This window comes from Phaeovulum vinaykumarii (assembly GCF_900156695.1).
Lineage (GTDB): Bacteria > Pseudomonadota > Alphaproteobacteria > Rhodobacterales > Rhodobacteraceae > Bieblia_A > Bieblia_A vinaykumarii.
In genome coordinates this window covers 457,085-482,446 of sequence record NZ_FTOM01000002.1, presented here as the reverse complement: position 1 = coordinate 482,446, position 25,362 = coordinate 457,085, and the positions used below count along the sequence as shown (strand labels likewise).

Genomic DNA, 25,362 nt, shown 5'->3' with positions numbered 1-25,362 from the left:
CTGGCCGCATCGCCGCGGCGTGCCCAAAGCGGTCTCAGAAGTCATCACCAAGCGCGAATTCAACAAGAAGCTGGACGACACCGAGAAGGAGGCCCTTGCCGCCTATCCGAGATTTCACGCCGAGATGGAGCGGAAGATTGCCAAGGCCCTGCAACAGATCACCGCGCCCGACCGCCCGGACCGCGCCCGCGCCCCGCCCCTTTCCCTGCCCGCGCCGCGCGCCTGGGCTGGCGCCGCCCACGCCGAGGGAAAGGACGCCCCAGATGGCACTGGAAGACATGGCCCGGGACGCCTTCGAGATGCTGGCCAATGCGCCCGGCGCGCTGAGCGATCCCGAAGGCACGCAGCGCGCCGTCACCGCCGCGCTGGCCCGCGCGCCGCAGGATCTGGACGTGCGGCTGGGGGCCTATCGGTTCTATTTCTACACGCATCGCTTCGCCGAGGCCGTCCCGCAGGCCGAGGCCATCCTGTCGATGGCGGCGCAGCGGCTCAACATCGCGGCGGACTGGCGGCAGGTGCGGCGCGAGCATGCCCCCTTCGCCGAGGCCGAGACCGCGCCGGGGCTCTATCTTCAGGCGCTGATCGCGCTGGCCTATTGCCATATGCGGCTGAGCGATTTCGAAACCGGCCAGCCCTATCTCGACAAGCTGTTCGAACTGGACCCCCGCGACCGCTTTGCCGCCGCGCGGCTGGTGGCCGCCGCCGCGATGCAGGGCGCCGAGGACGCCCCCGAGGAAGACGACGCGGATTAGGACGCGGCGCGGTCGGCCTCGGCGGCGGCCAGCGCCAGCCCGTCGACAACGGCGGTAAAGGCCTCGGCGCTGCGCAGGCGGGCGGCGGGAAAGCGCGCCTGCATCTCGTCGCGCACGATCCCCAGCAGGCTCGAGCCGCCGACCAGGATCACCTCCTCGACCGCCGCGGGCGCCAGATCCGCGCGCGCCAGCGTCTCGGTCGCGGCCTGCCCCAGCGCCGCGCGCGCCTCGGCCAGCGTGTCGGCCAGCGCCGCGGCATCCAGATCGACCCCGAGCCCCGGCGCGATCTCGCCCAGCGCGATCCGTCCCGCGACCGCCCCTTCGCGGTTGGCCGCGATCTTGCCCTTCTCGACGGCAAAGGCCAGACCGTGGCCCAGCTCGTCCTCGATCACCGTGCGAAACCGGCCCAGCGCCACCGGATCGACCGCCATCTTGGCCATCTCGGCGGCCAGCCGGCGCGTCTCGGGGGTGTAGAGAAACGGGATCTTGGCCCAGTTGGACAGATCGACGAAGGGCGCGCGCGGCACCGGCAGAAGGCCTGCGCCCATCTCGCGGCGAAGCTGCCCCCCAAGCCCCAGAAGCGGCATCGCATGGGCCAGCGACAGCGCCTGGTCAAAGTCGGTCCCGCCCAGGCGGATGCCGTGGCTGGCCAGGATCTGGGGGCGCGCGCCTTGCGTGCGAAACACCGTGAAATCCGAGGTGCCGCCGCCGATATCGACGATCAGCCCCAGCCGGGCCGGCCCGCTCAGCCGATGGCTGGCCAGCGCCGCGGCCTCGGGCTCGGGCAGGAAGGTCACGCGCGCGAAGCCCGCCGCCAGATAGCAGGCGCGCAGATCGGCTTCGGCGCGGGCGTCGCGTTCGGGATCATTGCTGTGGAAATGCACCGGCCGGCCCGACAGCGCGGCGGCAAAGCGCAGACCCGTGGCGGTCTCGGCGCGCTGGCGCATCTCGGCCAGGAAGGCGGTGACGATCTCGGCCAGCGTCCGGCGCCGCCCGCCGATCAGACGGCTTTCGTGGAACAGCGGCAGGCCCAGCACGCTCTTGAGCGCGCGCATGTAGCGCCCCTCCTCGCCCGCGATCAGCGCCTCGGTCGCGGCAGCACCGATCCGCATGCCGCCGCCGCCCGCCGCCGGGAAGAAGACCGCCGTGGGCAGGGTTTCGTTGCCGTGCTCGATCGGGATGCGGAAGACGCCCCCCGCATGGGCCAGCGCCGCCGCGGAATTCGAGGTACCGAAGTCGATCGCCAGGGTGGTCATGCGCATCTCCCGCAGGGCTTGAGGGCCGGACCTCGGGGCGCGCGCGCGCAGGCGCAGGCGGCACGCCCGAGGGAGCGCCCTCCCTAGGGAAATGCGCCCCCCGAGGCAAGCGAGTCGGGGGCCAGCGTATCGGGGGCCAACGTATCGGGGGCAGACGTGCCGGGGGCGGCGGCCTCCTGCGCCAGCCAGTCGACGAAAGCCGCGGTCGCGGCATCAGCGGGGGCGCGGGCGGGGCGCAGGGCCACATAGTCCTGCCCCGTGAGTAGAAAGCCGAACGGCGCGATCAGGCGCCCCGCGGCCAGATCGTCGCGCACCAGAACCTCGGGAGCGATGGCAACACCGATCCCGGCGGTGGCGGCCTCGAGCATGAAATAGAAATGCTCAAAGCTCCGCCCGCCCGCGGGGGGCGCCAAATCTGCCCCCCCGCACCCCGCATCCCGGCACCACGCGGCCCAGGCGCCGGGGCGGGTGCGCGTGTGCAGGATCGGCAGGGCAAGAAGATCCGCCGGATCGGCCAGCCCGCCCGGCGGCAGCAGCGCGGGGCTGAGCACCGGCCCCGCCCGATCGGGAAAAAGCCGCGTGACCTCGGCCGCGCCCCAGGGCCCGGCGCCCACCCGGATCGCCACATCCAGCCGCTGGCGCGCGAAATCCACCGGCCCGTCATCGGCGGTCAGCCGGACCTCGATCCCCGGATGGCGCGCCTGAAACCCCACCAGCCGCGGGATCAGCCAGCGCATCGCCAGCGTGCTGAGACAGGACAGGTCGAGCGCGCGGCGTTCGTTCTGCATCACCCGCCGCACGGCCTCCTCGAGGCCGTCGAAGGCGGCCGCCAGCGCCGGTTGCAGCGCCTGCGCGGCGGCGGTGGGCACCAGCCGGTTGCGCGGCCCCTCGAAAAGCGCCAGCCCCAGCATCTTCTCGAGCAGGCGCACCTGCCGGCTGACGGCGCTGTGGGTGACGCCCAGTTCATCGGCCGCCAGCCGCATCTGGCCATGCCGCATCGTCGCCTCGAAGGCGCGCAGGGCATTGAGCGGCAGCCGGCCACGTTTCATGTGCGTTTTCCTGACATGAAATGCCAGAAATCATCGTTTTTCATGGGCGCCAGCATGCGGGAAAAGATCTCATGGCACAAGAAATCACCCTCCCGCATTCGCTCTCTCGTCGCCTTCTGCGGCGGCTTCTCCGGCATCTGGCGCGCTGGCGGCGCACCCGGGCCACCCGGCGCGCGCTGGCGCGGCTGGGCCCGGACCAGCTGCGCGACATCGGGCTGAGCGCGCCCGAAGCCCGGCGCGAGGCCGCGCGGCCCTTCTGGCACTGAGCCCCTTTGCTCAGAAAACCATGGCTCAGAAGACGGCGTGTTCGCCCAGATCGACGGTTTCCTCGCCGCGGGCCAGCTTCCGGTAGAACTCCTCGAGCGTGTCGGACCCGGCCGAGGGCGTGGCCTCGGCGTCATAGCGCCCCGCCTCCGCGTCCCACAGCAGCATGGATTCGGTGGCGTAATAACGCCCGATCCGCGCCAGCTCGGCCTTGTCGCGCAACCGCGGCGAGACCTTGCCCAGAAGGCTCAGCACGGCGATGATCGTGTCGATCATGGCCACCGGCACCTGGCGGAACTTCGGTTCGACCCCCAGCGCGCGGAACATCATCTCGCCCTGTTCGCGCGGCGTGATCGCGGCCCCCGGCCCGCCCACCGGCAGGATGCGGTTCTGGCGCGCGGGGTCGTCCAGACATTCGGCGATGAAGGTGCCCAGATCGGCGTCGCTGATCGGCTTGCAGGCGGTCAGCCGGCCATCGCCGAACACCAGGAAGGGCTTGCCCGCGCGCAGCCGCCGCATCTGCCCCGAGAGCGACTTGAAGAACGCCGTGGGGCGCACGATCGACCAGCCCAGCCCCGAGGCCTGCAATTCGGCCTCGAAGGCCAGCTTGGCCTGCTGGAAGGCCAGCAGCGGTTTTTGCACGCAGATCGCGGACAGGAGCACGAATTGCGTCACCCCGGATGCGCGCGCCGCCGCCAGCACCCTGGAATGGGCGGCGTGGTCGATGGCCCAGGCGTCGCGCGGGGCGCCGCTGCGCGAGGCCAGGCACGACACCACCGCATCGAAGGTCTCGCCCCGGAACCCGTCGGCGCGCAACGAGGCGTCGTCGGTCACGTCGCCGAAGCGCAGCTCGACCCCTTCGGGCAGGCCGCGGCGCGGATCGCCCGCGGCGCCGGGGCGCAGGAAGCACACGACCTGATGCCCGCGCGCCAGAAGCGCCGCCGTGGTGGCGCGGCCGATGGTGCCGGTCGCGCCCAGCATGAAGACGCGCCGGGGGGTGGGCGAAAGTTCGGTCATTCCTGTCTTGTCCTTGCCTGAGGGGGCCGCCGGAGGGGGGCGTTTCGCGCGCAGTCTAGGCGGCGAACGGGGGCGCATGAAGGGGGGATGGCGGGCCGCGCATGCTGTCTTTCGTCTCAGCAGCCCCGGATTCTGCCCGTCCTGGCCCCGCAAGGGCAGGAAGAGACTTGAGCGAAGGGTCAAGAATGGTGCTAGATGGCGTCCATCCGGACGCCTGCGCCGACGGCGACATCCGCCCGCTGCCGCACCGCCGTGGTCCGGCCCCGTTACGGGCAGAGCACGCGCTCCGAAGCCTTGGCACCAGCACCCTGGCCCCCTTCTGCCCGGTGCCAGAACCCGCGAGGAAGGAATGCCCCACCTCCACACGTTCTTCCCGCCCGCGCGCCATGTCGGCCGCCTGATCCACCATCATCTGACACTGACCTGCAAGGTGATCTCGGCGCTTCCCGAGCTGCGCCGCTCGGGCGATCCGCAGCTGATCGCCATGGCCGACGAGCTGGAACGGATCGCCTGCAACTTCCCCGATTGCCGCGACGAGGGGGCGTGCCGCCGCCCCGCCCCGCGCGGGCGTTGTCCGGGCCTGCGATCCGACGGCCCCTGCGAGACGCCGAAGTGAGCCGCCCTGAGTTGAGCCCCCCTGAGATGACCCCCCCGAAGCTGCGCCCCTCGGAGGTGCACGTCGTCCCGGCCGCCGCGCAAGGCGAACCGCTGCCCGTGCCCGCCGCCATTGCGGTGATGGTGCGCGCAGACCGGGTGCTTCTGGTCCAGCGGCGCAATCCGCCCGATGTGGGGATGTGGGGCTTTCCCGGCGGCAAGCGCGAACCGGGCGAAAGCGCGCTGGGCAATGCCCGCCGCGAGCTGGCCGAGGAAACCGGCCTTCGGGCCTGGGCGCTGTGCGCCTTTGACCGGGTGGCGGTCGAGGCGCGCGACGGCGCGGGCGCCATCACCCACCGGTTCACGCTGGATGCCGTGCTCTGCCGTCATGCGGGCGGCGAGTTGCGCGCGGGCGACGATGCCGCGGCCGCCGAATGGGTGCCGGTGGCCGACGTGCTGGCCGGGGCGCGCGCGCTTCACCGCGATGTCGACCGGGTGCTGGCGCGCGCGCTGGCGCTGGGGGCGGGGCGGTTCTGAGACCCCTCCCCCGACCGGCGCCCCCGATCAGCGCGCGCCCATCCGCAGCGCACCGTCCAGGCGGATGGTCTCGCCGTTCAGCATCTCGTTCTCGACGATGAAGCGCACGAGGCGGGCGTATTCCTCGGGCCGGCCCAGCCGCGGCGGGAACGGGACCGACTGGCCAAGGCTTTCCTGCGCGGCTTCGGGCAGGCCCTTCAGCATCGCCGTCTCGAAGATGCCCGGCGCGATGGTGCAGACGCGGATGCCAAGGCTTGCGCCCTCGCGCGCGGCGGGCAGCGTCAGCCCCACGACCCCCCCCTTCGAGGCGGCATAGGCGGTCTGGCCCACCTGCCCCTCGTAGGCGGCGATCGAGGCGGTGTTGACGACCACGCCGCGCTCGCCCGTGGGCAGGGACTCAAGGCCCGCGGCCGCCTCGAAGAACAGCCGCAGCGTGGCGAAGCTGCCGATCAGGTTGACGCCGATCGTGCGCGCGAAATCCTCAAGCGGCATGACCCCCGACCGGCCCAGAATCTTCTGCGCCGGGGCGACGCCCGCGCAATTGACCAGGATGCGCGCCGGCCCATGGGCGGCCGTGGCCCGCGCGAAGGCCTCTGCGACCGACGCCCCGTCCGAGACATCGCAGCCGATCCCGACCCCGCCGATGCGCGCGGCCATCTCCTCGGCGGCGGCGGCGTTGTAATCGAGGATTGCCACCTTGGCGCCCTCGGCCGCCAGAAGCCCGGCCGTGGCCGCGCCCAGCCCCGAGGCGCCCCCGGTGACAATGGCGGCCAGTCCCTGAATATCCATGCGTGTTCCTCCCTCTCTCCGGCGCCGAGGGTGCGAGAGCGCGCGGGGGCTGTCAATGCGGCGCCGGTTCGGAAGACGCGCCGTCACGGGCGGGAGGGGCACGGGCGGGAGGGGCACGGGCGGGAGGGGAACGAAGGTCAGCGCAGCGGCAGGACGGCTTCGTTGCGGCGATTGAAGGGCAGGGTCAGCGGCGGGTCATAGAACTGGAACTCGACCGGGCCCGCGGCATGCAAGCCCTGCGCGCGGGCCAGGGCGGTGATCTCGGCGGCCTTCTCGGCCAGAAGCGCGTCGCCCGGCGCACCGGCAAAGCGCAGCACCAGCACCCGGCGCGCGGGCCGTTCGGCCAGGCGCACATGCGCGTCGCGCGGACGCGGCAGATCGGCCAGCGTCCATTGTGCCGGCAGGGTGAAGCGGATGGTCCAGACCGCCTGCGGGTCCGACAGCCGCCCCGCCATTGCCACCGGCGTGGTCATGGCGATGCGGGTGCCGTCGGGGCGGCGGGGCTCGACCTCGGCGGGGGCGGTCATGGCGATCTCGGCGCCGCGGGTGTTCTGGCCGAAGATATAGCCCGCCAGGATGCGAAAGCCGCGGCTGGCGGCGGTGGCGCGGGGGCCGCGCACCGCCACCTCGGCCACGACCGACGGGCCATAGGCGCGGATCTCGGCCGCGCCCAGGCTGCGTTCGACCCGATAGGGCTGGGTCTCGTAGCCCTTGTAGAGCGGCACGCCCGCGGGCGGGGGCGCCCCCGCCTCGGCGCGCAAGAGCCCCACCGCCAGAACCAGCACCACGATCACCACCAGAAGTCGCCAGACCATCGCATTCCCTCCCTTTCGGCTGCGGACATGTGGGCGCCGACTTTGCGCCCCACCGTCGCAGCCTAGCACGCAAGGCCGTATTGCCTGAACGCACGATCCCGCGTATCAGGACGCCATGATGCGCTTTTTCGACATGGATGACCGCGCGCGCCTGCCCTGGCGCTTTTCGGCCGAGAGCCGGTCCGTCCTTGCACGCCTCTGACGGCGGATCGCGCCCTTGGGCGCGGCGCCTGGCCGGCTGCGTCCGGCCCCCTTCCATCAGCTACATCTGCGGGATCAAGCCATGACTGCCCCCAAGACCCTCTATGACAAGATCTGGGACGCCCATGTCGTCGACACCTCCGAAGACGGGACCAGCCTTCTTTATATCGACCGCCACCTGGTCCATGAGGTGACCAGCCCGCAGGCCTTCGAGGGCCTGCGCATGACCGGCCGCGCCGTGCGCAGCCCCGAGCGCACCATCGCCGTGCCGGACCACAACGTGCCCACGACCGAGGGCCGCGAGAACGGCATCGACAACGAGGAAAGCCGCATCCAGGTCGATGCGCTGGACAAGAACGCGCGCGACTTCGGCATCAACTATTACCCGGTGTCCGACATCCGCCAGGGCATCGTGCATATCGTCGGCCCCGAACAGGGCTGGACCCTGCCCGGCATGACCGTGGTCTGCGGCGACAGCCACACCGCGACGCATGGCGCCTTTGGCGCGCTGGCGCACGGGATCGGCACCTCGGAGGTCGAGCATGTGCTGGCCACCCAGACGCTGATCCAGAAGAAATCCAGGAACATGAAGGTCGAGATCACCGGCAAGCTGCGTCCGGGCGTCACCGCCAAGGACATCACGCTGGCCGTGATCGGCGCCACCGGCACCGCCGGCGGCACCGGCCATGTCATCGAATATTGCGGCGAGGCGATCCGCGATCTGTCGATGGAAGGCCGCATGACGGTCTGCAACATGGCCATCGAGGGCGGCGCCCGGGCCGGCCTGATCGCGCCGGACGAAAAGACCTTTGACTATGTGAAGGGCCGCCCGCACGCGCCCAAGGGCGCCGCCTGGGAGGCCGCGCTGGCCTGGTGGAAGACGCTCTTCACCGACGAGGGCGCGCATTTCGACAAGGTCATCACCCTGCGCGCCGAGGACATCGAGCCCGTCGTGACCTGGGGCACCAGCCCCGAGGACGTGCTGGGGATCTCGAAGACCGTTCCCGCCCCCGAGGATTTCGAGGGCGGCAAGGTCGAGGCCGCCCGCCGCAGCCTGGATTACATGGGCCTGACGCCGGGCATGAAGCTGACCGACATCACCATCGACGCGGTGTTCATCGGCTCGTGCACCAACGGCCGGATCGAGGATCTGCGCGCCGCGGCCGAGATCCTGAAGGGCAAGAAACTGGCGCCGGGCGTGCGCGGCATGGTCGTGCCGGGCTCGGGCCTCGTGCGGGCGCAGGCCGAGGAAGAGGGTCTCGACCAGATCTTCAAGGATGCGGGTCTGGAATGGCGGCTTGCGGGCTGCTCGATGTGCCTGGGCATGAACCCCGACCAGCTGACCCCCGGCGAACGCTGCGCGGCCACCTCGAACCGCAACTTCGAGGGCCGCATGGGCCGGGGCGGGCGTACCCATCTGATGAGCCCGGTGATGGCCGCCGCGGCCGGTGTCGCCGGCCATCTGGTCGATGTGCGCGACGTGATGTGACGCGCGACATGTGACGCGCGGCTGCGGCGCCCCGCCCGCCGCCGCGCCCAAGGCTCGCCCCCCGGCCCCACCCGCGTGGCCGGGGTCACGGCCCCCAGCAGACAGCCCGCCGCCCCAACGAGGCGGCCCCGAAGCGGCAAGGAGTTCCAAATGGACAAGTTCACCACCCTGACCGGCATCGCGGCGCCCATGCCGCTGGTCAACATCGACACCGACATGATCATCCCCAAGCAGTTCCTGAAGACCATCAAGCGGACCGGCCTGGGCGTGAACCTCTTCGACGAGATGCGCTATGATTCCGAGGGCAACGAGATCCCCGATTTCGTGCTGAACCAGCCCGCCTATCGCAAGGCCGAGATCATCGTGGCCGGCGACAACTTCGGCTGCGGTTCCTCGCGCGAGCATGCGCCCTGGGCGCTGCTGGATTTCGGCATCCGCTGCGTGATCTCGACCTCGTTTGCCGACATCTTCTACAACAACTGCTTCAAGAACGGCATCCTGCCCGTGGCCCTGCCCAAGGAGGCGGTCGACGTCCTGATGGACGACGCGCGCAAGGGCGAGAACGCGCGCATGACCGTGGATCTGGCGGCGCAGACGGTGACCACCTCGGACGGGCAGAGCTTCGGCTTCGACATCGACCCGTTCAAGAAGCATTGCCTGCTCAACGGGCTGGACGACATCGGGCTGACGCTCGAGAAGGTGGCCGCGATCGACAGCTTCGAGGCCGCACAGGCGCAATCGCGGCCCTGGGTCTGACGGGCGCTGCGGGGCTGACGGGCGCAGCCGCGCCGGGGGGCTGAAGGGCGCAGCCGCGCCGGGCGGTCGGATGGGCGCAGCCGCGCCGGGGGGGGGCCGATGGGCGCCAGAGTGCGCCAGACCGGCGCCCCGGAGCGGGCCGATTCCGGGCGACAGCGTGGCCGCCCCTTCCGATAGCCGGACAATCGCCTTCGCACACAACATCTTGGGCCGCCCCGGCACGCGCGCCGAGGCGGCCTTTTTCTTGCACCAAAATTGATGCGGTGCTGCACCACTTCCTTCCCGAAATCGCCCGATTGAAAGCATTAACCTTAATCGAGCGTTGCCCGAGGGAGTGAAAATGGGCAGAATTTGGGCAGAAATGCGGCGGGCCGCCACAATCGGCCTGTCCGGGACCACGGGGGCGGCAACGTATCGCCTCCGGGCAGAGCAGAGGATCGAGCCGTGATTTCTCGTATCGCAGGTGCATTCGTGCGCGCGTGGCTGGTTGCGCTGGTGATCGCGCTTCCCGCGCTGATCTTGCCGGGCATGAGCGCCGACAGCACGCAGGTCGTGGCGCTGATCGCGTTGTTCGCGGCGGTGCTGACCTTCTTCGAATATGCCTCGGTCTATCCGGGGCTGATCGAGTTCCGCCACGCCCCCCCCTTCAACCGCATCCGCTATGTCTCGCTGCTGGTGACGGTGCTGCTGCTGTCGGCGCTGGCTGCGGGCCAGACCGAGCCCAGCACGCTGACGCGGCTGGTCGAGGTGACGGGACGCGCGGTGGTGGCCTCGATCGACTTTCCCTATTCCCCGGTGCGGCTGCTGACGCTGATGCTGCCCGCCGACACGCCGGCTGCGCATCTGGAACTGGTGCGCTCGGCGGCGGGGCTGGCCTATATCGTGTCGCTCATCACGCTGGGCTATTTCGTCATCATCCTGCGCCTGCTGGGCTGGCCCACCAATGCCGGGGGGTTCAACGTCTGGGTGAACCTGCCGACCTTCGATCCGACGGCGGGCGGCGATGTCGTCGACCGGCTGCGGCGGGATGCGGCGATCAACGTCGGGCTGGGCTTTCTGTTGCCCTTCGTGATCCCGGCGCTGCTCAAGGCGGGTGCGGATGCGTTCGAGCCTGTTACACTGGCCTCGGAACAGACGATGATCTGGACGGTGACGGCATGGGCCTTCCTGCCTGCCAGCGTCTTCATGCGCGGCATTGCCATGGGCCGCATTGCGACGCTGATCGAGAACAAGCGCCGCGCGCGCGCCCGCGCGGACGAGGGCGGCTTCGTGCACGCCTGAGCGGCCTGCGCCCCGGCTTCGCGCGGGCGTTTCTGGCCGCCTGGGTGGCGTTTCTGCCCTGGGCGGCACCCGCGTCGGACCTCACATCCCCTCCCGCGGATTGCCCGCTGCCGCCCACCGCCCCGGATGCAATCCCCCCCGCCCCGGACGCCGGCACGCTGCGCGTCGCCACCTATGGCGCGGCCCTCAGCCGGCGTGGCCCCGGCCTTCTTCTGCGCGACATCGAGAAACAGAGCCCCGAGACCGAAGCCGCCCTGCGCGTGATCGCGGCGGCGCGGGCCGATGTGCTGTTGCTGACCGGGATCGACTGGGACGACGGCGGCTGGGCGCTGACGGCGCTGGTCGCGCGGCTGGGCGAGATGGGGCGCGACTATCCGTTCCGGTTCGCGCCCCGCCCCAACACCGGCGTGCCCACCGGCCTCGATATCGACGGCAACGGCCGGCTGGACGAGGCCCGCGACGCCCAGGGCTATGGCCGCTTCACCGGGGACGGGGGGATGGCGCTCCTGTCGCGGTGGCCCATCGACGCCGAAGCCAGCCGTGATTTCTCGGCCTTTCTGTGGCGCGACCTGCCCGGCGCGCTGATCGACGGCGCAGCGCTGCCCGAAGGCGCGGCCGAGATCCAGCGGCTGTCGTCGGCCGGGCATTGGGACGTGGCGCTGCGCACGCCGGCGGGGCGGCTGCATCTGTGGGCCTGGGCCGCGACGCCGCCGCTCTTCGATGGCCCCGAGGACCGCAACGGCCGGCGCAACCACGATGAGGCCGCCTTCTGGCTGCGCTATCTGGACGGCGACCTGCCGCAGCGCCCCGCGCCAGAGCCCTTCGTGCTGCTGGGAAATGCCAATCTCGATCCGGGCGACGGCACCGGGCGCCCCGCGGCGCTGGCGGCCCTTCTGGCCGATCCGCGGCTGCGCGACCCCCGCCCCGGCAGCCCCGGCGCCCTTGCCGCGGCCCGGCGCGCCGAGATGCCCCAGAGCAGCGCCCCCGAGAGCGGCACTCCCGCCTGCGCGACCGTGGATTGGGGCGCACCGCGCCGCCCCGGCTTCAACCGCGTGGATCTGGTGCTGCCCTCGGCCGGGCTGCGCGTGGTGCAGGCGGGGGTTCTCTGGCCCGCCGACACCGCCGGGGCAGCCCCCTCAGAATCCCGCTCAGAGGCTGCCGAAATCGCGCCACGGCGCGGCCCGGAGACCACCACCAAGGTTAACAACGAATCGGGTTTCCTTAAGGGCTGGGCAAAAACCGTGGCCCTGGCCGGACGTCATCGTCTTGTCTGGGTCGACATTTCCCTGCACTGAGCCCCATTGTTGACAGCCCGGAACCGCGCCCCGCCGCCCTCCCCGCCGCAAGCCGGGGATTCCGCCCCTCGCGCCCCGCTTGCCCAATTACCGCCACGTTTGCCGGGCGTAATGACGCAAGGTGCCCCGCCATCTGACGGCAGAACGCTCGGGCGGGGAAAGAGGGTGAAGATGATGATGCTACTTGAGAACCTTGCGCGGTTCCTGCGTGACGAGGAAGACGGGGCCGTGACGGTGGATTGGGTCGTGCTGACGGCGGCGGTCGCGGGGCTGGGGATTGCGGTTCTGGATGTCGTGCGCGCCGGGACCGGCACGCTGGCGCTGAAGGTGTCGAGCTATCTGGCCAACACGACGCTGGTGACGGGCTTCTGATCCGGCGCGCCCGCATTTCCCGGCGGGGCAAAGCCCGGCCTTCACAGACGGGGCTCGGCCCCCTCCGGAACCGGAGACAGGCACCATGGTCAGAAGACCCGAGACCGGCGCGCATACGCGTGCCGACATGTGGCGCCATGCCGGGCGTCGCGCCGCGGCATTCCGCGGGGCCGAGGACGGCGCCGTGACGGTGGATTGGGTCGTTCTGACCGCCGCGCTTCTGGGATTGGGGGTCGCCGTGGCCGGCGTGCTCTATCCCGAGCTTGGAACGGTGCGCAACAAGGTGGCCGCGCACATGAGCACGACGTCGATCGACCCGACGTTCTGAGGCGACGCTCGTTTCGGGACGAACAGGGGCCTTGTGGGAAGGCCAAGGACAGCAAACGGCACGGGGCGCACCGCCGCGCCCGGCCGAAGTCAAGGGGTGATGCAATGCGAATGATCTTTGCCGTGGTCCTGCTGGTCGGGGTGGCGCTGGCAGGTTTCGCGGTTCACATGACGCAGGGCTACATTGCCCAGGCGCAGGTGGAACGCGACATGCTGCTGGCCGCACAGGCCAATGCGACGCCGCTCGTGGACATGGTGGTGGCGCGCCACCCCCTGGCCTATGGCGAACGCTTCCGCCCCGAGGATCTGGGCGTCATCAAGGTGCAGGCGGGCCATGCCCCCGAAGGCGCCTTCCTGGGGATCGTGCCTCCCGAGGGCGTCGATCCTGCCCAGTTCCCGGCCGTGTTCCAGCCCGGCGAGACGCGCCCGCGCGCCACGCTGCGCTCGCTGTCCAAGAACGAGCCGATCCTGGCCAGCAAGATCACCGAGCCCGGTGTCGATGCCGGGATCATGGCCAACCTGTCGCCCAACATGCGCGCCTTCACCATCTCGGTCGACGTGACCTCGGGGGTGTCGGGCTTCCTGCGCCCCGGCGACCGCGTGGACGTCTACTGGTATGGCCGGTCGGGCGACCGCGAGGTCACCAAGCTGATCGATTCCAACCTGCGCCTGATCGCCATCGACCAGAGCGCCGACGCCGACCGCACCGAGGAAACCATCCTGGCGCGCACCGTCACCGCCGAGGTGACCCCCGAACAGGCCGCGGCCCTGACCCTGGCGCAGGCCACCGGGCGTCTGACGCTGTCGCTGGTGGGCAACCGTGACACCGCCGAGGTGGGCGCCATCGAGGTGGACCGCAACGCGCTTCTGGGCATCGAGACGGTCCAGGCCGTCGAGGAAAAGGGCCCCGAGGTCTGCACCGTGCGCATGCGCAAGGGCGGCGAGGTCGTCATGAGCGAGATCCCCTGCACCAACTGATCTTGCCCCGACTGTTCCCGGCGCGCCGCCCCTTTCCGCCACCGGACCGGGCGCGGCGCGCACCAGGGGACGCACGGCGCACCGCACCCCGTCGCGCCGCCTGTCCCTGCCAAAGGCCGCCCCTTGCGGGCGGCCTTTGTGCATGGGGCCCCTGCCCGCTCCGCCGCCCCCTCTTTCCGGCCCCCCGCAGCGGCGCCTACACACAAAGCACAGTAATTGGTTAATGCAGCCCGCCCGGCGGTTGATTCTTGCAAAAAAGGGCTTTGTCGCGCATTGTTGCCGAAATTTGACCCGAAAAACGGGGCAGGCCGGGCAGCAGACCCGAATGATGCAGGTGATCGGAGAGGCAGGATCACAATGAAAGTTCGAGCATTTCTAGGGGCTTGCCTCTTGGGAGCCAGCGTGTTGACGCTTGCGGCCGCGCCGGTTCTGGCGGAAAGCCTGCGCGTGCTCTCGGGCTCGACCCGCAGCCCGCTCTCGGTGCCGATGAATCGCGCCGTGGTGGTGGAAAGCGATCAACCCTTCGCGGAAATCTCCATTGCCAACCCCGGCATCGCCGATATCACCACGCTTTCGGATCGGTCGATCTATGTGCTGGGCAAGCTCCCCGGACGCACCACAATGACCGTTCTGGGCCCGGACGGGAACCTCTTGTCGCATGTCGAGGTGCAGGTCTCGCCCGATATTGCCGAATTCAAGGAACGCCTGCGCCAGATCCTGCCGGGCGAACAGATCGAGGTCCGCACCGCCAATGACGGCATCGTGCTGTCGGGCACCGTGTCCTCGGCCGCGAAGCTCGACCGCGCGCTGGAACTGGCCCAGCGCTACGCCCCCGAACGGGTGTCGAACCTGCTGACCGTGGGCGGCACCCAGCAGGTCATGCTCAAGGTCCGTTTCGCCGAGATGCAGCGCTCGGTCTCCAAGAACCTGTCGGCCTCGCTCGGGATCGGCTCCAGCGGTTCGGACGGCTATCTGCGCGGGGTGACGAACAACACCGCCGGCATGACCGGCATCTTCGACAAGACCGGCCTCACGCTGGGTTCGGACAGCCTGGGCGGCATCGGCGCGGGCTTCACCATCGGCGAGGTGGGCCTGGGCGTCATCCTCGAGGCGCTGGAATCCAAGGGCATGGTCCGCACCCTGGCCGAACCCAACCTGACCGCCCTGTCCGGGCAGGAGGCCAAGTTCCTGGCCGGCGGCGAATATCCCATTCCGGTTGTCACCAACGACGGCGTTGCCATCGAATACAAGCCCTTCGGCGTGGAAATGGTGTTCGTGCCCCGCGTGGTCGACGGCGATCTGGTCAACCTCGAGATCCGCACCGCGGTCTCGGCCATCGACACCTCGGTCACGATGCAATCGGGCGGCTTCTCGGTCAACGCCTTCAAGCGGCGCGACGCCCAGACCACGGTCGAGATGCGCGACGGCGAGAGCTTTGCCATCGCGGGCCTTCTCCAGGACGATTTCAACGACCTGAACAACCAGATCCCCTGGCTGGGCGATGTCCCGATCCTGGGGGCGCTGTTCCGATCGGCCGCCTTCGAACGCAAGCAATCCGAACTGGTCATCATCGTCACGCCGCATCTGGTCACGCCCACCCGCGGCGAGGCACTGGCGCTGCCCACCGACCGCGTGCGCCTGCCTTCGGAAAGCGACCTGTTCCTGTTCGGACGCACGGCCAAGCCCGCGGGCGCCGCCGGCGAAGTGGCCCGGCAGGATTACAGCGGCTCCTACGGCTATGTGATGGAATGAGCGCATGATCCGCCTGCCCCAGATCCGCCTGTCCCAGCCTTCCCGGCGGGCCCTGCCGCGTCGCGCGCTGGCCCTTCTGGCCGTGCTGGCCCTTGCCGCCGGCTGTTCGACCCGCGAGGTCGGCGCCGAACTCGATACCGGCAGCTTCGGGAATTCCACGATGAACAACGCGCTGGTCCAGTCCGGGCTGCGCGATTTCGCCGTGAACATGAACAACCGCTTCGCCGCCGAAGTGCCCAACACCGTCAATTTCGCCTTCGACAGCGCGGTTCTGGACGGCACCGCCCGCGCCGCGCTGGACCGGCAGGCCAACTGGATCCGCCAGTTCCCCGAGATCCGCTTCCGCGTCTACGGCCACACCGACCTTGTCGGCTCGAACGCCTACAACAAGCAGCTGGGGCTGCGCCGGGCCCGCGCGGTGGTCAATTACCTGGCCGCGCGCGGGATCTCGCGCAGCCGGCTCGAGGCGGTGGTCTCCTTCGGCGAGACGCAGCCGCTGATCTTCACCCAGCAGCCCGAGCTGCGCAACCGCCGCACCGTCACCGAAGTGTCGGGCTTCGTGAGCCGCAAGCCCCAGCTTCTGAACGGGAAATATGCCCAGCTTATCTTCCGCGAATATGTGGAAAGCGGCACCTGGAAACAGCGGTCGGGGCAGGAGCTGGTGATCCAGTCCAGCGACTGATCCAACATTCCGGCGATTTGAAGATGGAACCGGGCGGACCTTGGAAACAAGGCCCGCCCGATTGCGTTCATCGTGGAAGGATGACCGCATAATTACGATTTTTTAGCCCCAATGTCGTCAAGATTGGCCGGGAGATTAACCCTCGGCAGGTATGGCCCGCAGTGCGAGTCGCGCCTGAAAAGGCAGAAGCTTATCCGTATGAGCGAGTTCAGAGATGACAGGCACGAGCAAGAGCCGGGGAACCCTCTCCCAATGCGGGGACACCCGGCCATGACCGCAGCAGTCTTGCAATCCGATCCGCCCGAACCGGCGCCGGTCGTCGCCTGCACCGTGTCGCGCGACGTGGCCGAATTCGAGCTTCTGATCGAGGACATGGAGGCCGAGCTGGGCGAAGCCTGGGGCGATCTCACGCTCGAGGATGCGGTGATCTTCCTCACCCAGCCCGAAGCCGAGAGCCTGAAGTTCATCGCCATCGCCGTCAACGAAGAGGACGAGGGCGATCTCGCGCGGATCTCGGGCATCATCTCGACGGCGCGCGAGCGCGGCATCCGCGTGATCCTGATCGCCGAGGAACTGAGCCCGATCGCGCTGCATCAGCTGCTGCGCCAGGGGGCGGCCGATTTCGTGCCCTATCCCCTGCCCGAAGGCGCGCTGCACGAGGCGATCGAGCGGCTGTCGCATCCCGCAACGCCGATCCCCGAATATCATCCCGACACCCCCGCCCCGAACGCCCCCCGGACGCAGGGCGGCGGCCATGACGGCGTGGTGCTGCCCGTCCATGGGCTGGCCGGGGGCGCCGGGGCCACCACCTTTGCCGTCAACCTGGCCTGGGAGCTGGCCAATATCGACAAGAAGGCCCCGCCCAAGGTCTGCCTTCTGGATCTGGACTTCCAGTATGGATCGGCCTCGACCTATCTGGACCTGCCGCGCCGCGAGGCGGTGTTCGAGCTTCTCAACGACACCGCGCGCATGGATGCCGAAAGCTTCCGTCAGGCCCTGGTCACCTTCAACGACCGGCTGTCGGTGCTGACCGCGCCGGCCGACATGCTGCCGCTCGACCTTGTCGGCCCCGAGGACGTGACCCGCATCATCGCCATGGCGCAGGCGAATTTCGATTTCGTCGTCATCGACATGCCGACCACGGTCATCGCCTGGACGGAAACCGTGCTGAACATGGCGCATGTCTATTTCGCGCTGCTCGAACTGGACATGCGTTCGGCGCAGAACGCGCTGCGGATGATCCGCGCGCTGCGCGCCGAGGGGCTGCCGGCCGAGAAGCTGCGCTATGTGCTGAACCGCGCGCCGGGCTTCACCGACCTGACCTCGAAGGGGCGGGTGCGGCGGCTGGCCGAAAGTCTCGACATCTCGATCGAGGTGCAGCTTCCCGAGGGCGGCAAGACCGTCACCCAGGCCAATGACCACGGCCTGCCGCTGGCCGAGACGGCGGCGAAGGCGCCGCTGCGCAAGGAAATCCAGAAGCTGGCCAAATCCATTCACGACCTGAACCGCGCGGCCGAAACCGCCCGCGCCTGACCGCCACCCGAAAGGAACGCGCCCGATGTTCTCGCGCTACAAGAAGGCCGGCGCCGGCCAGACCCCGCGTTCCGCCGCGACGCCCGCCGGCACGCCCGCGGCCCCCCGGCCCGCACCGGCACCGGCCGCCGCCGCGCCCGCGCCCAAGCCCGCCACGGCAGCCCCTGCCGCGCCCCAGCAGGGCACACAGCCGGCCGCCGCCGAACCCGTGTTGATGCGCCGCGTGGCGCCGCAAAACGCCGCCGCGCGCGTCGCACCCACGGACAAGGAGCGCAAGCGCAAGGAAAAGATGGGCGAGATCAAGGTCGAGCTGCATCGCCGGCTGCTCGAGAACCTGAACCTTGCCGCGCTGGAACGGGCCTCGGAAAGCGAATTGCGCGCCGAGATCGCCGCGATCACCGCCGAAGCGCTGGGCGAGATGTCGGTGGTGCTCAATTCCTCGGAACGCTCGATCCTCAATCAGGATCTCTACGACGAGGTGATGGGCCTTGGCCCGCTGGAGCCGCTTCTCAAGGACGAGACCGTCAACGACATTCTGGTCAACGGCCCCCAGCAGGTCTTCGTGGAACGCTCGGGCAAGCTCGAACTGACCGACACCACCTTCAAGGATGAAAAGCACCTGCTGCGGATCATCGACAAGATCGTGTCGGCCGTGGGCCGGCGGGTGGACGAATCGAACCCCTATGTCGACGCGCGCCTGGCCGACGGGTCGCGCTTCAACGCCATGGTGCCGCCGATCGCCGTGGACGGCAGCCTGGTCTCGATCCGGAAATTCAAGAAGGACAAGCTGGGCATTGACGATCTGGTCAAGTTCGGCGCCTTCACCGAGGAAATGGCCGCCTATCTTCAGGCGGCGGTGGCCACGCGTCTCAACATCATCGTCTCGGGCGGGACGGGCTCGGGCAAGACCACCACGCTCAACGCGCTGTCCTCGTTCATCGACAATTCCGAACGCATCCTGACCATCGAGGACACCGCCGAACTCCAGCTGCAACAGACCCATGTCGGCCGCATGGAAAGCCGCCCCCCCAACGTCGAGGGCAAGGGCGCGGTGACCCAGCGCGACTGTCTGCGCAACGCCCTGCGGATGCGCCCCGACCGCATCATCGTCGGCGAGACCCGCGGCGAGGAGGTCATCGACATGCTTCAGGCCATGAACACCGGCCACGACGGCTCGATGACCACGATCCACGCCAACTCGGCGCGCGACGGTGTCTCGCGGCTGGAAAACATGATCGCCATGTCGGGCATCGAGATGCCGATCAAGGCCGTGCGCAGCCAGATCGCCAGCGCCGTCAACCTGATCGTGCAGGCCTCGCGCCTTCAGGACGGCGCGCGCCGGATGGTGTCGATCACCGAGATCACCGGCATGGAGGGCGAGGTCATCTCGATGCAGGAGATCTTTCGCTACGAACGCATGGGGTTGGCGCCAGACGGCAAGATCATCGGCCGCTTCACCGCGACCGGCGTGCGGTCGCATTACGCCGACCGCTTCCGCCAGTGGGGCTATGACCTGCCGGCCAAGATCTATGAACCCGTGGGGGGCTAGGCCATGATCATCTCGCCCACCCCGATCATCTATGGCCTGATCTTCGTCGCCGTGCTGCTGCTGGTCGAGGGGATCTATCTGCTGGCCTTCGGCAAGTCGATCTCGCTCAACAAGCGGGTGAACCGCCGGCTCGAGCTGATGGAAAAGGGCGGCCGGCGCGAGCAGGTTCTGGAGCAGCTCCGCAAGGAGATGAACCAGCACCGCGAGGCCCGCGGCATCCCGCTTTATTCGCTGCTGGCCGAGCGCGCGCAAAAGGCCAACATCGCCTTTTCCCCCACCGCGCTGATGGGGGTGATGGTGCTGGTCATCGCCATGGCCTATCTGGGGCTGACGATGGCCACCTCGGCCACGGCGCCGGTGCGCGCGGCGCTGGCGGTGCTGATGGGGGTGGGCGGCGTCTTCTTCTGGGTCAGCTCCAAGGCCAAGAAGCGCCTTGCCCTGATCGAGGAACAGCTTCCCGACGCGATCGAGTTGATGGTGCGCTCGCTGCGGGTGGGGCATCCGTTTTCCTCGGCGATCCAGATCGTGGCCAAGGAGGTGCCCGACCCGCTGGGCACCGAATTCGGCCTGATCTCGGACGAGGCCGCCTATGGCCGCGACGTGTCCGAATGCCTGCGCGATCTGGCCGAACGCATGGACATGCAGGATCTGCGCTTCCTGGCGGTGGCCGTGTCGATCCAGAGCCAGTCGGGCGGCAACCTGGCCGAGATCCTCGAGGGGCTGGCCAAGGTGATCCGCGCGCGCTTCCGCCTGTTCCGGCGGGTCAAGGCCATCACCGCCGAAGCCAAATGGTCAGGCAAGTTCCTGTCGGGCTTTCCGCTGGGGGTGCTGGCCATCATCCAGCTGACCAAGCCCGAATATTACGACACGGTGAAGGACAGCTCGGGCTTCATCCCCGCCGCCATCGTCGTCTTTGCGCTGCTGGGGGCGAACATGCTGTTCATGCGCGCCATGACGAACATCAAGGTCTGAAGGGGGCAAGGGACGCGCGATGATGGAACTTCTGGCACCGCTGAACGCCTATCTGGTGGCCCAGTTCGGCCCCACCGGCCCGATGATGGCGCTCGTTGTGCTGGGCGGGCTGATGATCGCGGCGGTTCTGCCCGCGCTGGTGCGGCGCAAGCCCGATCCCTTGGACCGGCTGCATGCCTCGGCCGGTCTCGGCCCCCAGCGCGATATCGCCAAGAGCCCCGAGCGCGCGCAGCTGCGCCTTGATGCGGGCAACGACAAGCTGGAGAAATTCGCAGGCTTCCTCGAGCCGCAGACCGCCGAGGAAATGTCCGAGGCGATGATGCGCATGACCCGCGCCGGCTATCGCGGCAAGAACGCGGTGCGGACCTTTCACGCCGCGCAATTCGCGCTGGGCATCGCCTTTCTGGCGCTGGGCGTGGCCTATTCCTTCCTGACCTCGACGGGCGAGGTGTCGACAACCACGCTGCTGATGTCGGTGCTGCTGCCCGGCGGCTTTGGCTATTACCTGCCGAAATACTGGGTGGAACGGCGTATCCAGGTCCGGCGCGAGGAAATCCAGAACGGCTTTCCCGATGCGCTCGACCTGCTGCTGGTCTGCGTCGAGGCCGGCCAGTCGCTCGATCAGGGGATCATCCGCGTGTCCAAGGAACTGGCGCAGGGCTATCCCGCGCTGGCCGAGGAATTCGCCATGATCGCCCACGAGATCAAGGCCGGCAAGGACAAGATCCAGGTGCTGCGCGGCTTCGGCGACCGCGTCGCGGTGCCCGATGTCAACTCGTTCGTCACGGTGATGATCCAGTCGCAGACCTTCGGCACCTCGATCGCGGACGCGCTGCGCGTCTATGCCTCGGACATGCGCGACAAGCGCGTGATGCGCGCCGAGGAGGCCGCCAACAAGATCCCCACCAAGATGACGCTGGGGACGATGATGTTCACCGTGCCGCCGCTGCTGATCATCCTTGTGGGCCCCTCGGTTCACGATATGCTGGACACGTTCGACAAGCTCAATTCCTCGATGTGACCATGGCCTCGGGCCCCCCGCCCCTTTCACAGACACCGCACTTGCAGGCGCGCGCCCGTGCCGCGCTTGGCGCCCTGGTCCTGGCCGGGGCGCTGGGCGGTTGTGCGGGCGCGGTCGGGCCGGGGGGCGATTCGCCCTTTGCCCCCGGCGCCAGCGGTGGCGACGCCGTGGACGGGCTGACCGTGGGCCACCGGCTGATGGCGGCGGGCGAATACGAGCTGGCGCTCAAGGCCTATTACCGCGCCGCCGCCGAGGAGGGCGCCACGGTCGACGTGCTTTCGGCGATCGGCTCGGCCAACCTCAAGCTGGGCCGGCTGGGCACCGCCGAACGCGTGCTGCGCCGCGCCACCGAGGCCGACGACCGCTTCGTGCCCGCCTGGAACAACCTGGGCGTGGTGCTGATGGAAAAGGGCGAGGTGGCCGAAGCCCGGCGCATCTTCCAGCTGGCCTATGCGCTTGATAGTGGCCAATCGGACGCCATCCGCGAAAATCTGCGCCGCGCCATCGCAAAACTGGACAAACCCCGCTATGATCCCACGCAGGAAGAGGACTACGCCCTCGTGCGCCGGGGTGCGGGCAGCTATCTGTTGCTGACCCGCGACTGACCGGCCGGCCAAGGTTCCGCCACCGGGGAAACGCCCCGTTCGAGCAGGTCAACGACAAGGGACGCAGCCGATGCGCCACAGGCTTTGCTACTTTCTCGCGCTGGCGGGCACGCTGGCGCTTTCGGGCTGCATGGGCTCGGATGCGCAGGTCAGCCGGTCGCTCGAAAGCGTGAACGTGATCGACGCCACCAACCTGTCGGAGGTGATGCTGACCGTCGCCGACCCCGACGAGGCCGTGGCCTATTTCAGCCGGGCCAGCACCGAGAAACCCGACCGCATCGACCTCAAGCGCGGGCTGGGGCGGTCGCTGGTGCGGGCGGGCAAGCCCACGCAGGCCGTCGCCGTCTGGCGCGAGGTGCTGAACATGCCCGACACCACGCCCGACGACCGCGTCGATCTGGCCGAGGCGCTGATCCGCACCAACGACTGGAAGGAAGCCAAGGCGGTTCTGGACACGATCCCGCCCACGCACGAGACCTATCAGCGCTACCGTCTCGAAGCGATGGTCGCCGACAGCGAAAAGGACTGGAAGCGCGCCGACAGCTTCTATGACATTGCCGCCGGGCTGACCACGAAACCGGCCGGCGTGCTGAACAACTGGGGCTATTCCAAGCTGAGCCGGGGCGATTACAAGGGCGCCGAGAAGCTGTTTGCCGAAGCGCTGGTGCAGGAGCCGGGCCTCTTCACCGCCAAGAACAACCTGGTGCTGGCGCGCGCGGCCCAGGGCCATTATGCGCTGCCGGTGGTCGAAACCACCCAGGCCGAGCGCGCGCAGCTGCTCTATACGGCCGGGCTGACCGCGATCAAGCGCGGCGATATCACCATCGGCAAGGGGCTGCTCGAGGACGCGCTCGAGACCCATCCGCAGCATTTCGAGGAAGCCGCCCGCGCGCTCGAGGCGCTCGAGGCCAGGGGCTGAGCCCGCGCGCCTGCGCGACCCGGCACCGAAAGGGGGGCGATCATGACGGGTGATCCGATGCACACGGGCCTTCTGGGGCTGGACCCGGCGCAGGCCGCGGGCGTTCTGGCCATCGTGGCGGCGCCGATCTGCCTGTGGGTGGCACTGTCGGACCTGCGCCACATGAAGATCCCCAATCAGGCGGTGCTGGCGCTGATCGCGGTCTATGCCGTGGTCGGGCCCTTCGTTCTGCCGCTCGATGTCTGGGCCTGGCGCTGGCTGCACCTGGCGGTGGTGCTGGCGGTGGGCTTCGTTCTGAACATGATCGCGCATTTCGGCGCGGGCGACGCCAAGTTCGCCGCGGCGATGGCGCCGTTCTTTGCGCTGTCGCATGCGGGGCTGGCGCTGGTGCTACTGGCGCTTTGCCTGCTGACCAGCTTTCTCACGCATCGGCTGGTGCGCGCGGTGCCCCCCTTGCGCGGCCTTGCGCCTGACTGGGAAAGCTGGCGGCGCAAGGATTTCCCGCTGGGCATCGCGCTGGTGGCCACGCTGATGAGCTATCTTCTCCTGCTGGCCACCTTGGGCTGAGCGCCCCTTTCCCACCCCCCTGCGTTTCGCCCTATTGCGCCCCCGGCGGCGGCGCCAGATCGCGCGACGGGAATTCGGGCGCGACAAGCCCCGGCAATGCGGGCACGGGGGCGGCCGGGGTCGCAGGCAGATCCGGCACCGGCCCGGAAGTCCCCGTCTCGGGCATTCCCGCGTCAGACATTCCCGCGTCAGGCGCGTCCACACCGGACGGGGCCATGCCACCGGACGAACCCGGGGCGGCCCCAGGCAATGCGGCGGCGGGGGGGCCCGGATCGGGCGGGGCAACCGCAACGCCCGCCCCGCCCGCAGCCATGCCGGAACCGGCGCGACCGGGTTTCTCGGGGCGCAGCAGGATCATCGTCTGGGTCCGCGCCACCTCGACCAGGCGCCAGCCCTCGGCCGCGGCGGCCTTGAGGAACTCGGACCGCGCCAGCTCGGTCATGGGGCAAAGCGGCACCGCCACGTAATCGGCCTGCGCCAACCCCGGCGTGCCGCCATAATACCAGATCGCCGCGCGCGGCACCGGGGCCACGTCGCCGAACATCCACAGCCCCGTCAGCAGATCCGCCAGCAGAACCCGCGCACCGGGCCGGGTCAGCGCCACGATCTCGCGGTCCATCGTCTCGTAGACGGCGCTGTAGCCCGTCAGCAGCGTGCAGGTGGGCAGCGTCTCGCCGTTCAGGACGGGCGGTTCGGGCCGCTCGGCGCGGGGGGCATAGCTGGCGAAGGGCGTGCCGGGCGTATCCAGCGGCACCTGCGCGTCGACCTGATAGAGCCGCCATTCCTGAATGCGCAGATCGTCATGCCGGGGCCGGCCCGGCAGCATCGGCGTCAGCGTCTTGAGATCCGCCGAGAGATGCCGCATCGGGCTCCAGGCCATGTTGAGCGCCGAAGGCGCGCTCAGCGTCAGGGCCATCACCGCCAGCACCCCGAGACTGCCGCGCAGCCCCATGCCGACCGTGTTGCGCCCGCCGCCTTCGGGCGCCGACATCCCCGCGATGGCCGCCATCAGCACCAGCCATTGGGGGTCGTTGCCGAAGTTCTGCCAGGTGATGTAGTAGAGCCCCGGCGTCAGCACCAGCACCGCCAGCCCTTCGACCATGCGGCCGTTGCTGCGCAGCAAGATCACCGTCGCCAGCGCCAGAAGCGAGGCCATCAGCCCCGCCGGCCCCGCCACCACGGTCACGAAATCGGGGCCGGGATCGGTGCGGATGGCCGAATGCGTCACCTCGAGAAGATCGCCGATATAGGCCGGCCAGAAGCCCACGCCCGCCAGAAGCGTCAGGATCGCCACCGGCACCAGCCCGGTGACCAGCGCGGCCAGGATCATCCGCCCCTCGCCGCGGGCCAGAAGCGCCACGATCACCGCCGGCGCCAGCCCGACGAAGAAGGTCACCTTCAGAAGCGCAAGCACCGACATGCCCAGCCCGATCAGCACGCCATCGACCCAAGGGCGCGCCCCCCCCAGCGGCGGCAGGATCGCCAGCGGCACCACGACATAGGCAACGGCCCAGGCCCAGCGGTTGTAATGCATCGACACCGACACCGCGGGCTCGGACAGCCCATGCACCAGCGCCAGGCACAAGATCATGGTGTAGCCGGTCACCACCCAGGGCCAGATCCCCTCGAGCCGCGATTCCGCCGTGCGCAGCATCGCCGCCAGCAACAGCAGCGCCAGCAGGATCTGCGCCACGATCACCGCGTGCCCGATCCCCAGCCCCAGCGCCACCAGTCCGGCGATGGGCGCCACCGCCAGCACCCCGATGGGGGTCATGAAATCCAGATGCGGCCATTGGCCGAATTCGGCCATCCGCAGCACCATGTCGGCGAGATGCAGCGTGTCGCCCTCGTGCTTGGCCAGGTTCAGCCCGCCCGCGGCAAGGCCCATCCCGCCCAGAAGCACGATGATCCCGAGCCCCAGCGCCAGCACCGCCACGGGGCTTGCCCGCTCGTGTCCGCCCATCTGCCTCTCTCCTCGGTTGCTCCCTTT

The 25,362-nt window shown here is 69.4% G+C and carries 27 protein-coding genes; 20 read left to right on the top strand and 7 right to left on the bottom strand.

All coding sequences use genetic code 11. The features are described 5' to 3' along the window. Positions 1–34: 34 nt before the first annotated feature. Entirely contained in the window at positions 35–280 is a 246-nt protein-coding gene (locus BW949_RS16755; protein ID WP_143524418.1) for a hypothetical protein, read from the bottom strand. Between BW949_RS16755 and BW949_RS06620 the strand changes: the two genes are divergently transcribed. Then, entirely contained in the window at positions 264–752 is a 489-nt protein-coding gene (locus BW949_RS06620; RefSeq protein WP_076364272.1) for a hypothetical protein, read from the top strand. The two genes, BW949_RS16755 and BW949_RS06620, sit on opposite strands and share 17 nt — an antisense overlap. Here the strand turns inward: BW949_RS06620 and BW949_RS06615 are convergent. Together BW949_RS06615 and BW949_RS06610 are read right to left on the bottom strand one after the other, a co-directional pair. Beyond that, positions 749–2,014 (bottom strand): Hsp70 family protein, encoded by a 1,266-nt coding sequence (locus BW949_RS06615; RefSeq protein WP_076364270.1) that lies wholly within the window; start codon positions 2,012–2,014, stop codon positions 749–751. The genes BW949_RS06620 and BW949_RS06615 overlap by 4 nt on opposite strands. Positions 2,015–2,091: 77 nt before the next feature. After that, positions 2,092–3,057, bottom strand: coding sequence for a LysR substrate-binding domain-containing protein (locus BW949_RS06610; RefSeq protein WP_076364268.1), 966 nt, complete (start codon positions 3,055–3,057; stop codon positions 2,092–2,094). Between the two features lie 71 nt (positions 3,058–3,128). Here BW949_RS06610 and BW949_RS06605 point away from each other — a divergent pair, with 71 nt between their 5' ends. Further along, on the top strand, positions 3,129–3,323 hold the full coding sequence (locus tag BW949_RS06605) for a YjiS-like domain-containing protein (RefSeq protein WP_076364266.1): 195 nt from the start codon (positions 3,129–3,131) through the stop codon (positions 3,321–3,323). Positions 3,324–3,348: 25 nt separating this feature from the next. Here the strand turns inward: BW949_RS06605 and BW949_RS06600 are convergent, their stop codons facing one another. Next, positions 3,349–4,338: an NAD(P)H-binding protein gene (locus BW949_RS06600; RefSeq protein ID WP_076364264.1), complete on the bottom strand. Its 990-nt coding sequence runs from the start codon at positions 4,336–4,338 to the stop codon at positions 3,349–3,351. Between the two features lie 349 nt (positions 4,339–4,687). Between BW949_RS06600 and BW949_RS06595 the strand changes: the two genes are divergently transcribed. Together BW949_RS06595 and BW949_RS06590 are read left to right on the top strand one after the other, a co-directional pair. After that, positions 4,688–4,954: a hypothetical protein gene (locus tag BW949_RS06595; RefSeq protein ID WP_076364262.1), complete on the top strand. Its 267-nt coding sequence runs from the start codon at positions 4,688–4,690 to the stop codon at positions 4,952–4,954. Positions 4,955–4,980: 26 nt separating this feature from the next. After that, positions 4,981–5,469 (top strand): NUDIX hydrolase, encoded by a 489-nt coding sequence (locus BW949_RS06590; protein ID WP_076364260.1) that lies wholly within the window; start codon positions 4,981–4,983, stop codon positions 5,467–5,469. Positions 5,470–5,496: 27 nt separating this feature from the next. On the opposite strand, the gene BW949_RS06585 is transcribed toward BW949_RS06590, so the two are convergent. Next, positions 5,497–6,258 carry an SDR family NAD(P)-dependent oxidoreductase gene (locus BW949_RS06585; RefSeq protein WP_076364258.1) on the bottom strand — a complete coding sequence of 254 codons (762 nt, stop codon included), beginning with the start codon at positions 6,256–6,258 and terminating at the stop codon, positions 5,497–5,499. A gap of 137 nt (positions 6,259–6,395) precedes the next feature. Beyond that, the gene (locus BW949_RS06580) at positions 6,396–7,073 is read right to left on the bottom strand and encodes an SOUL family heme-binding protein (RefSeq protein WP_076364256.1); all 678 of its coding nucleotides are present in this window, start codon (positions 7,071–7,073) and stop codon (positions 6,396–6,398) included. A 283-nt stretch (positions 7,074–7,356) separates the two neighbouring features. Between BW949_RS06580 and leuC the strand changes: the two genes are divergently transcribed. The 16 genes from leuC (at position 7,357) to BW949_RS06500 (ending at position 23,372) form a co-directional block, all read left to right on the top strand. Continuing rightward, the gene (gene leuC, locus BW949_RS06575; protein WP_076364254.1) at positions 7,357–8,763 is read left to right on the top strand and encodes a 3-isopropylmalate dehydratase large subunit; all 1,407 of its coding nucleotides are present in this window, start codon (positions 7,357–7,359) and stop codon (positions 8,761–8,763) included. 150 nt (positions 8,764–8,913) lie between these two features. After that, a complete protein-coding gene (gene leuD, locus BW949_RS06570; protein ID WP_076364252.1) occupies positions 8,914–9,519 on the top strand; it encodes a 3-isopropylmalate dehydratase small subunit in 606 nt (201 codons plus the stop codon). A 444-nt stretch (positions 9,520–9,963) separates the two neighbouring features. Then, a complete protein-coding gene (locus tag BW949_RS06565; protein WP_076364250.1) occupies positions 9,964–10,800 on the top strand; it encodes a hypothetical protein in 837 nt (278 codons plus the stop codon). Positions 10,801–10,844: 44 nt separating this feature from the next. Beyond that, on the top strand, positions 10,845–12,095 hold the full coding sequence (locus BW949_RS06560; RefSeq protein WP_076364248.1) for an endonuclease/exonuclease/phosphatase family protein: 1,251 nt from the start codon (positions 10,845–10,847) through the stop codon (positions 12,093–12,095). Positions 12,096–12,272: 177 nt separating this feature from the next. Then, positions 12,273–12,467: a hypothetical protein gene (locus tag BW949_RS06555; RefSeq protein ID WP_076364879.1), complete on the top strand. Its 195-nt coding sequence runs from the start codon at positions 12,273–12,275 to the stop codon at positions 12,465–12,467. Positions 12,468–12,594: 127 nt separating this feature from the next. Next, entirely contained in the window at positions 12,595–12,795 is a 201-nt protein-coding gene (locus BW949_RS06550; RefSeq protein ID WP_076364246.1) for a hypothetical protein, read from the top strand. A 104-nt stretch (positions 12,796–12,899) separates the two neighbouring features. After that, on the top strand, positions 12,900–13,772 hold the full coding sequence (cpaB, locus tag BW949_RS06545) for a Flp pilus assembly protein CpaB (RefSeq protein ID WP_076364245.1): 873 nt from the start codon (positions 12,900–12,902) through the stop codon (positions 13,770–13,772). A 357-nt stretch (positions 13,773–14,129) separates the two neighbouring features. Beyond that, positions 14,130–15,524 carry a type II and III secretion system protein family protein gene (locus tag BW949_RS06540; protein WP_076364243.1) on the top strand — a complete coding sequence of 465 codons (1,395 nt, stop codon included), beginning with the start codon at positions 14,130–14,132 and terminating at the stop codon, positions 15,522–15,524. A gap of 4 nt (positions 15,525–15,528) precedes the next feature. Continuing rightward, the gene (locus BW949_RS06535) at positions 15,529–16,206 is read left to right on the top strand and encodes an OmpA family protein (RefSeq protein WP_083947619.1); all 678 of its coding nucleotides are present in this window, start codon (positions 15,529–15,531) and stop codon (positions 16,204–16,206) included. A 270-nt stretch (positions 16,207–16,476) separates the two neighbouring features. Continuing rightward, a complete protein-coding gene (locus tag BW949_RS06530) occupies positions 16,477–17,739 on the top strand; it encodes a CpaE/TadZ family protein (protein ID WP_076364875.1) in 1,263 nt (420 codons plus the stop codon). A 25-nt stretch (positions 17,740–17,764) separates the two neighbouring features. After that, positions 17,765–19,288, top strand: coding sequence for a TadA family conjugal transfer-associated ATPase (locus tag BW949_RS06525; RefSeq protein ID WP_076364241.1), 1,524 nt, complete (start codon positions 17,765–17,767; stop codon positions 19,286–19,288). A 3-nt stretch (positions 19,289–19,291) separates the two neighbouring features. Further along, positions 19,292–20,260 (top strand): type II secretion system F family protein, encoded by a 969-nt coding sequence (locus BW949_RS06520; protein WP_076364239.1) that lies wholly within the window; start codon positions 19,292–19,294, stop codon positions 20,258–20,260. Positions 20,261–20,282: 22 nt separating this feature from the next. Further along, entirely contained in the window at positions 20,283–21,281 is a 999-nt protein-coding gene (locus tag BW949_RS06515) for a type II secretion system F family protein (RefSeq protein ID WP_076364873.1), read from the top strand. 41 nt (positions 21,282–21,322) lie between these two features. Then, entirely contained in the window at positions 21,323–21,886 is a 564-nt protein-coding gene (locus BW949_RS06510; protein WP_407947243.1) for a tetratricopeptide repeat protein, read from the top strand. A 70-nt stretch (positions 21,887–21,956) separates the two neighbouring features. Continuing rightward, positions 21,957–22,805: a tetratricopeptide repeat protein gene (locus BW949_RS06505; protein ID WP_076364235.1), complete on the top strand. Its 849-nt coding sequence runs from the start codon at positions 21,957–21,959 to the stop codon at positions 22,803–22,805. Positions 22,806–22,847: 42 nt separating this feature from the next. Then, complete coding sequence (locus BW949_RS06500) at positions 22,848–23,372, top strand: prepilin peptidase (RefSeq protein ID WP_235816220.1); 525 nt, start codon at positions 22,848–22,850, stop codon at positions 23,370–23,372. Positions 23,373–23,403: 31 nt separating this feature from the next. On the opposite strand, the gene BW949_RS06495 is transcribed toward BW949_RS06500, so the two are convergent. Beyond that, on the bottom strand, positions 23,404–25,335 hold the full coding sequence (locus tag BW949_RS06495; protein WP_076364233.1) for a hypothetical protein: 1,932 nt from the start codon (positions 25,333–25,335) through the stop codon (positions 23,404–23,406). Positions 25,336–25,362 lie beyond the last annotated feature (27 nt).

Bases quoted from the DNA above. Each gene is read 5' to 3' on its own strand.
- BW949_RS06615 (WP_076364270.1), bottom strand. From the start codon at position 2,014: ATGCGCATGACCACCCTGGCGATCGACTTCGGTACCTCGAATTCCGCG.
- BW949_RS06605 (WP_076364266.1), top strand. From the start codon at position 3,129: ATGGCACAAGAAATCACCCTCCCGCATTCGCTCTCTCGTCGCCTTCTG.
- leuC (WP_076364254.1), top strand. From the start codon at position 7,357: ATGACTGCCCCCAAGACCCTCTATGACAAGATCTGGGACGCCCATGTC.
- BW949_RS06535 (WP_083947619.1), top strand. From the start codon at position 15,529: ATGATCCGCCTGCCCCAGATCCGCCTGTCCCAGCCTTCCCGGCGGGCC.
- BW949_RS06550 (WP_076364246.1), top strand. From the start codon at position 12,595: ATGTGGCGCCATGCCGGGCGTCGCGCCGCGGCATTCCGCGGGGCCGAG.
- BW949_RS06495 (WP_076364233.1), bottom strand. From the start codon at position 25,335: ATGGGCGGACACGAGCGGGCAAGCCCCGTGGCGGTGCTGGCGCTGGGG.
- BW949_RS06500 (WP_235816220.1), top strand. From the start codon at position 22,848: ATGACGGGTGATCCGATGCACACGGGCCTTCTGGGGCTGGACCCGGCG.
- BW949_RS06620 (WP_076364272.1), top strand. From the start codon at position 264: ATGGCACTGGAAGACATGGCCCGGGACGCCTTCGAGATGCTGGCCAAT.
- BW949_RS06590 (WP_076364260.1), top strand. From the start codon at position 4,981: ATGACCCCCCCGAAGCTGCGCCCCTCGGAGGTGCACGTCGTCCCGGCC.
- cpaB (WP_076364245.1), top strand. From the start codon at position 12,900: ATGCGAATGATCTTTGCCGTGGTCCTGCTGGTCGGGGTGGCGCTGGCA.
- BW949_RS06530 (WP_076364875.1), top strand. From the start codon at position 16,477: ATGACCGCAGCAGTCTTGCAATCCGATCCGCCCGAACCGGCGCCGGTC.
- BW949_RS06580 (WP_076364256.1), bottom strand. From the start codon at position 7,073: ATGGTCTGGCGACTTCTGGTGGTGATCGTGGTGCTGGTTCTGGCGGTG.
- BW949_RS06610 (WP_076364268.1), bottom strand. From the start codon at position 3,057: ATGAAACGTGGCCGGCTGCCGCTCAATGCCCTGCGCGCCTTCGAGGCG.
- BW949_RS06540 (WP_076364243.1), top strand. From the start codon at position 14,130: ATGAAAGTTCGAGCATTTCTAGGGGCTTGCCTCTTGGGAGCCAGCGTG.
- BW949_RS06520 (WP_076364239.1), top strand. From the start codon at position 19,292: ATGATCATCTCGCCCACCCCGATCATCTATGGCCTGATCTTCGTCGCC.
- BW949_RS06525 (WP_076364241.1), top strand. From the start codon at position 17,765: ATGTTCTCGCGCTACAAGAAGGCCGGCGCCGGCCAGACCCCGCGTTCC.
- BW949_RS16755 (WP_143524418.1), bottom strand. From the start codon at position 280: ATGTCTTCCAGTGCCATCTGGGGCGTCCTTTCCCTCGGCGTGGGCGGC.
- BW949_RS06600 (WP_076364264.1), bottom strand. From the start codon at position 4,338: ATGACCGAACTTTCGCCCACCCCCCGGCGCGTCTTCATGCTGGGCGCG.
- leuD (WP_076364252.1), top strand. From the start codon at position 8,914: ATGGACAAGTTCACCACCCTGACCGGCATCGCGGCGCCCATGCCGCTG.
- BW949_RS06505 (WP_076364235.1), top strand. From the start codon at position 21,957: ATGCGCCACAGGCTTTGCTACTTTCTCGCGCTGGCGGGCACGCTGGCG.
- BW949_RS06595 (WP_076364262.1), top strand. From the start codon at position 4,688: ATGCCCCACCTCCACACGTTCTTCCCGCCCGCGCGCCATGTCGGCCGC.
- BW949_RS06555 (WP_076364879.1), top strand. From the start codon at position 12,273: ATGCTACTTGAGAACCTTGCGCGGTTCCTGCGTGACGAGGAAGACGGG.
- BW949_RS06585 (WP_076364258.1), bottom strand. From the start codon at position 6,258: ATGGATATTCAGGGACTGGCCGCCATTGTCACCGGGGGCGCCTCGGGG.
- BW949_RS06515 (WP_076364873.1), top strand. From the start codon at position 20,283: ATGGAACTTCTGGCACCGCTGAACGCCTATCTGGTGGCCCAGTTCGGC.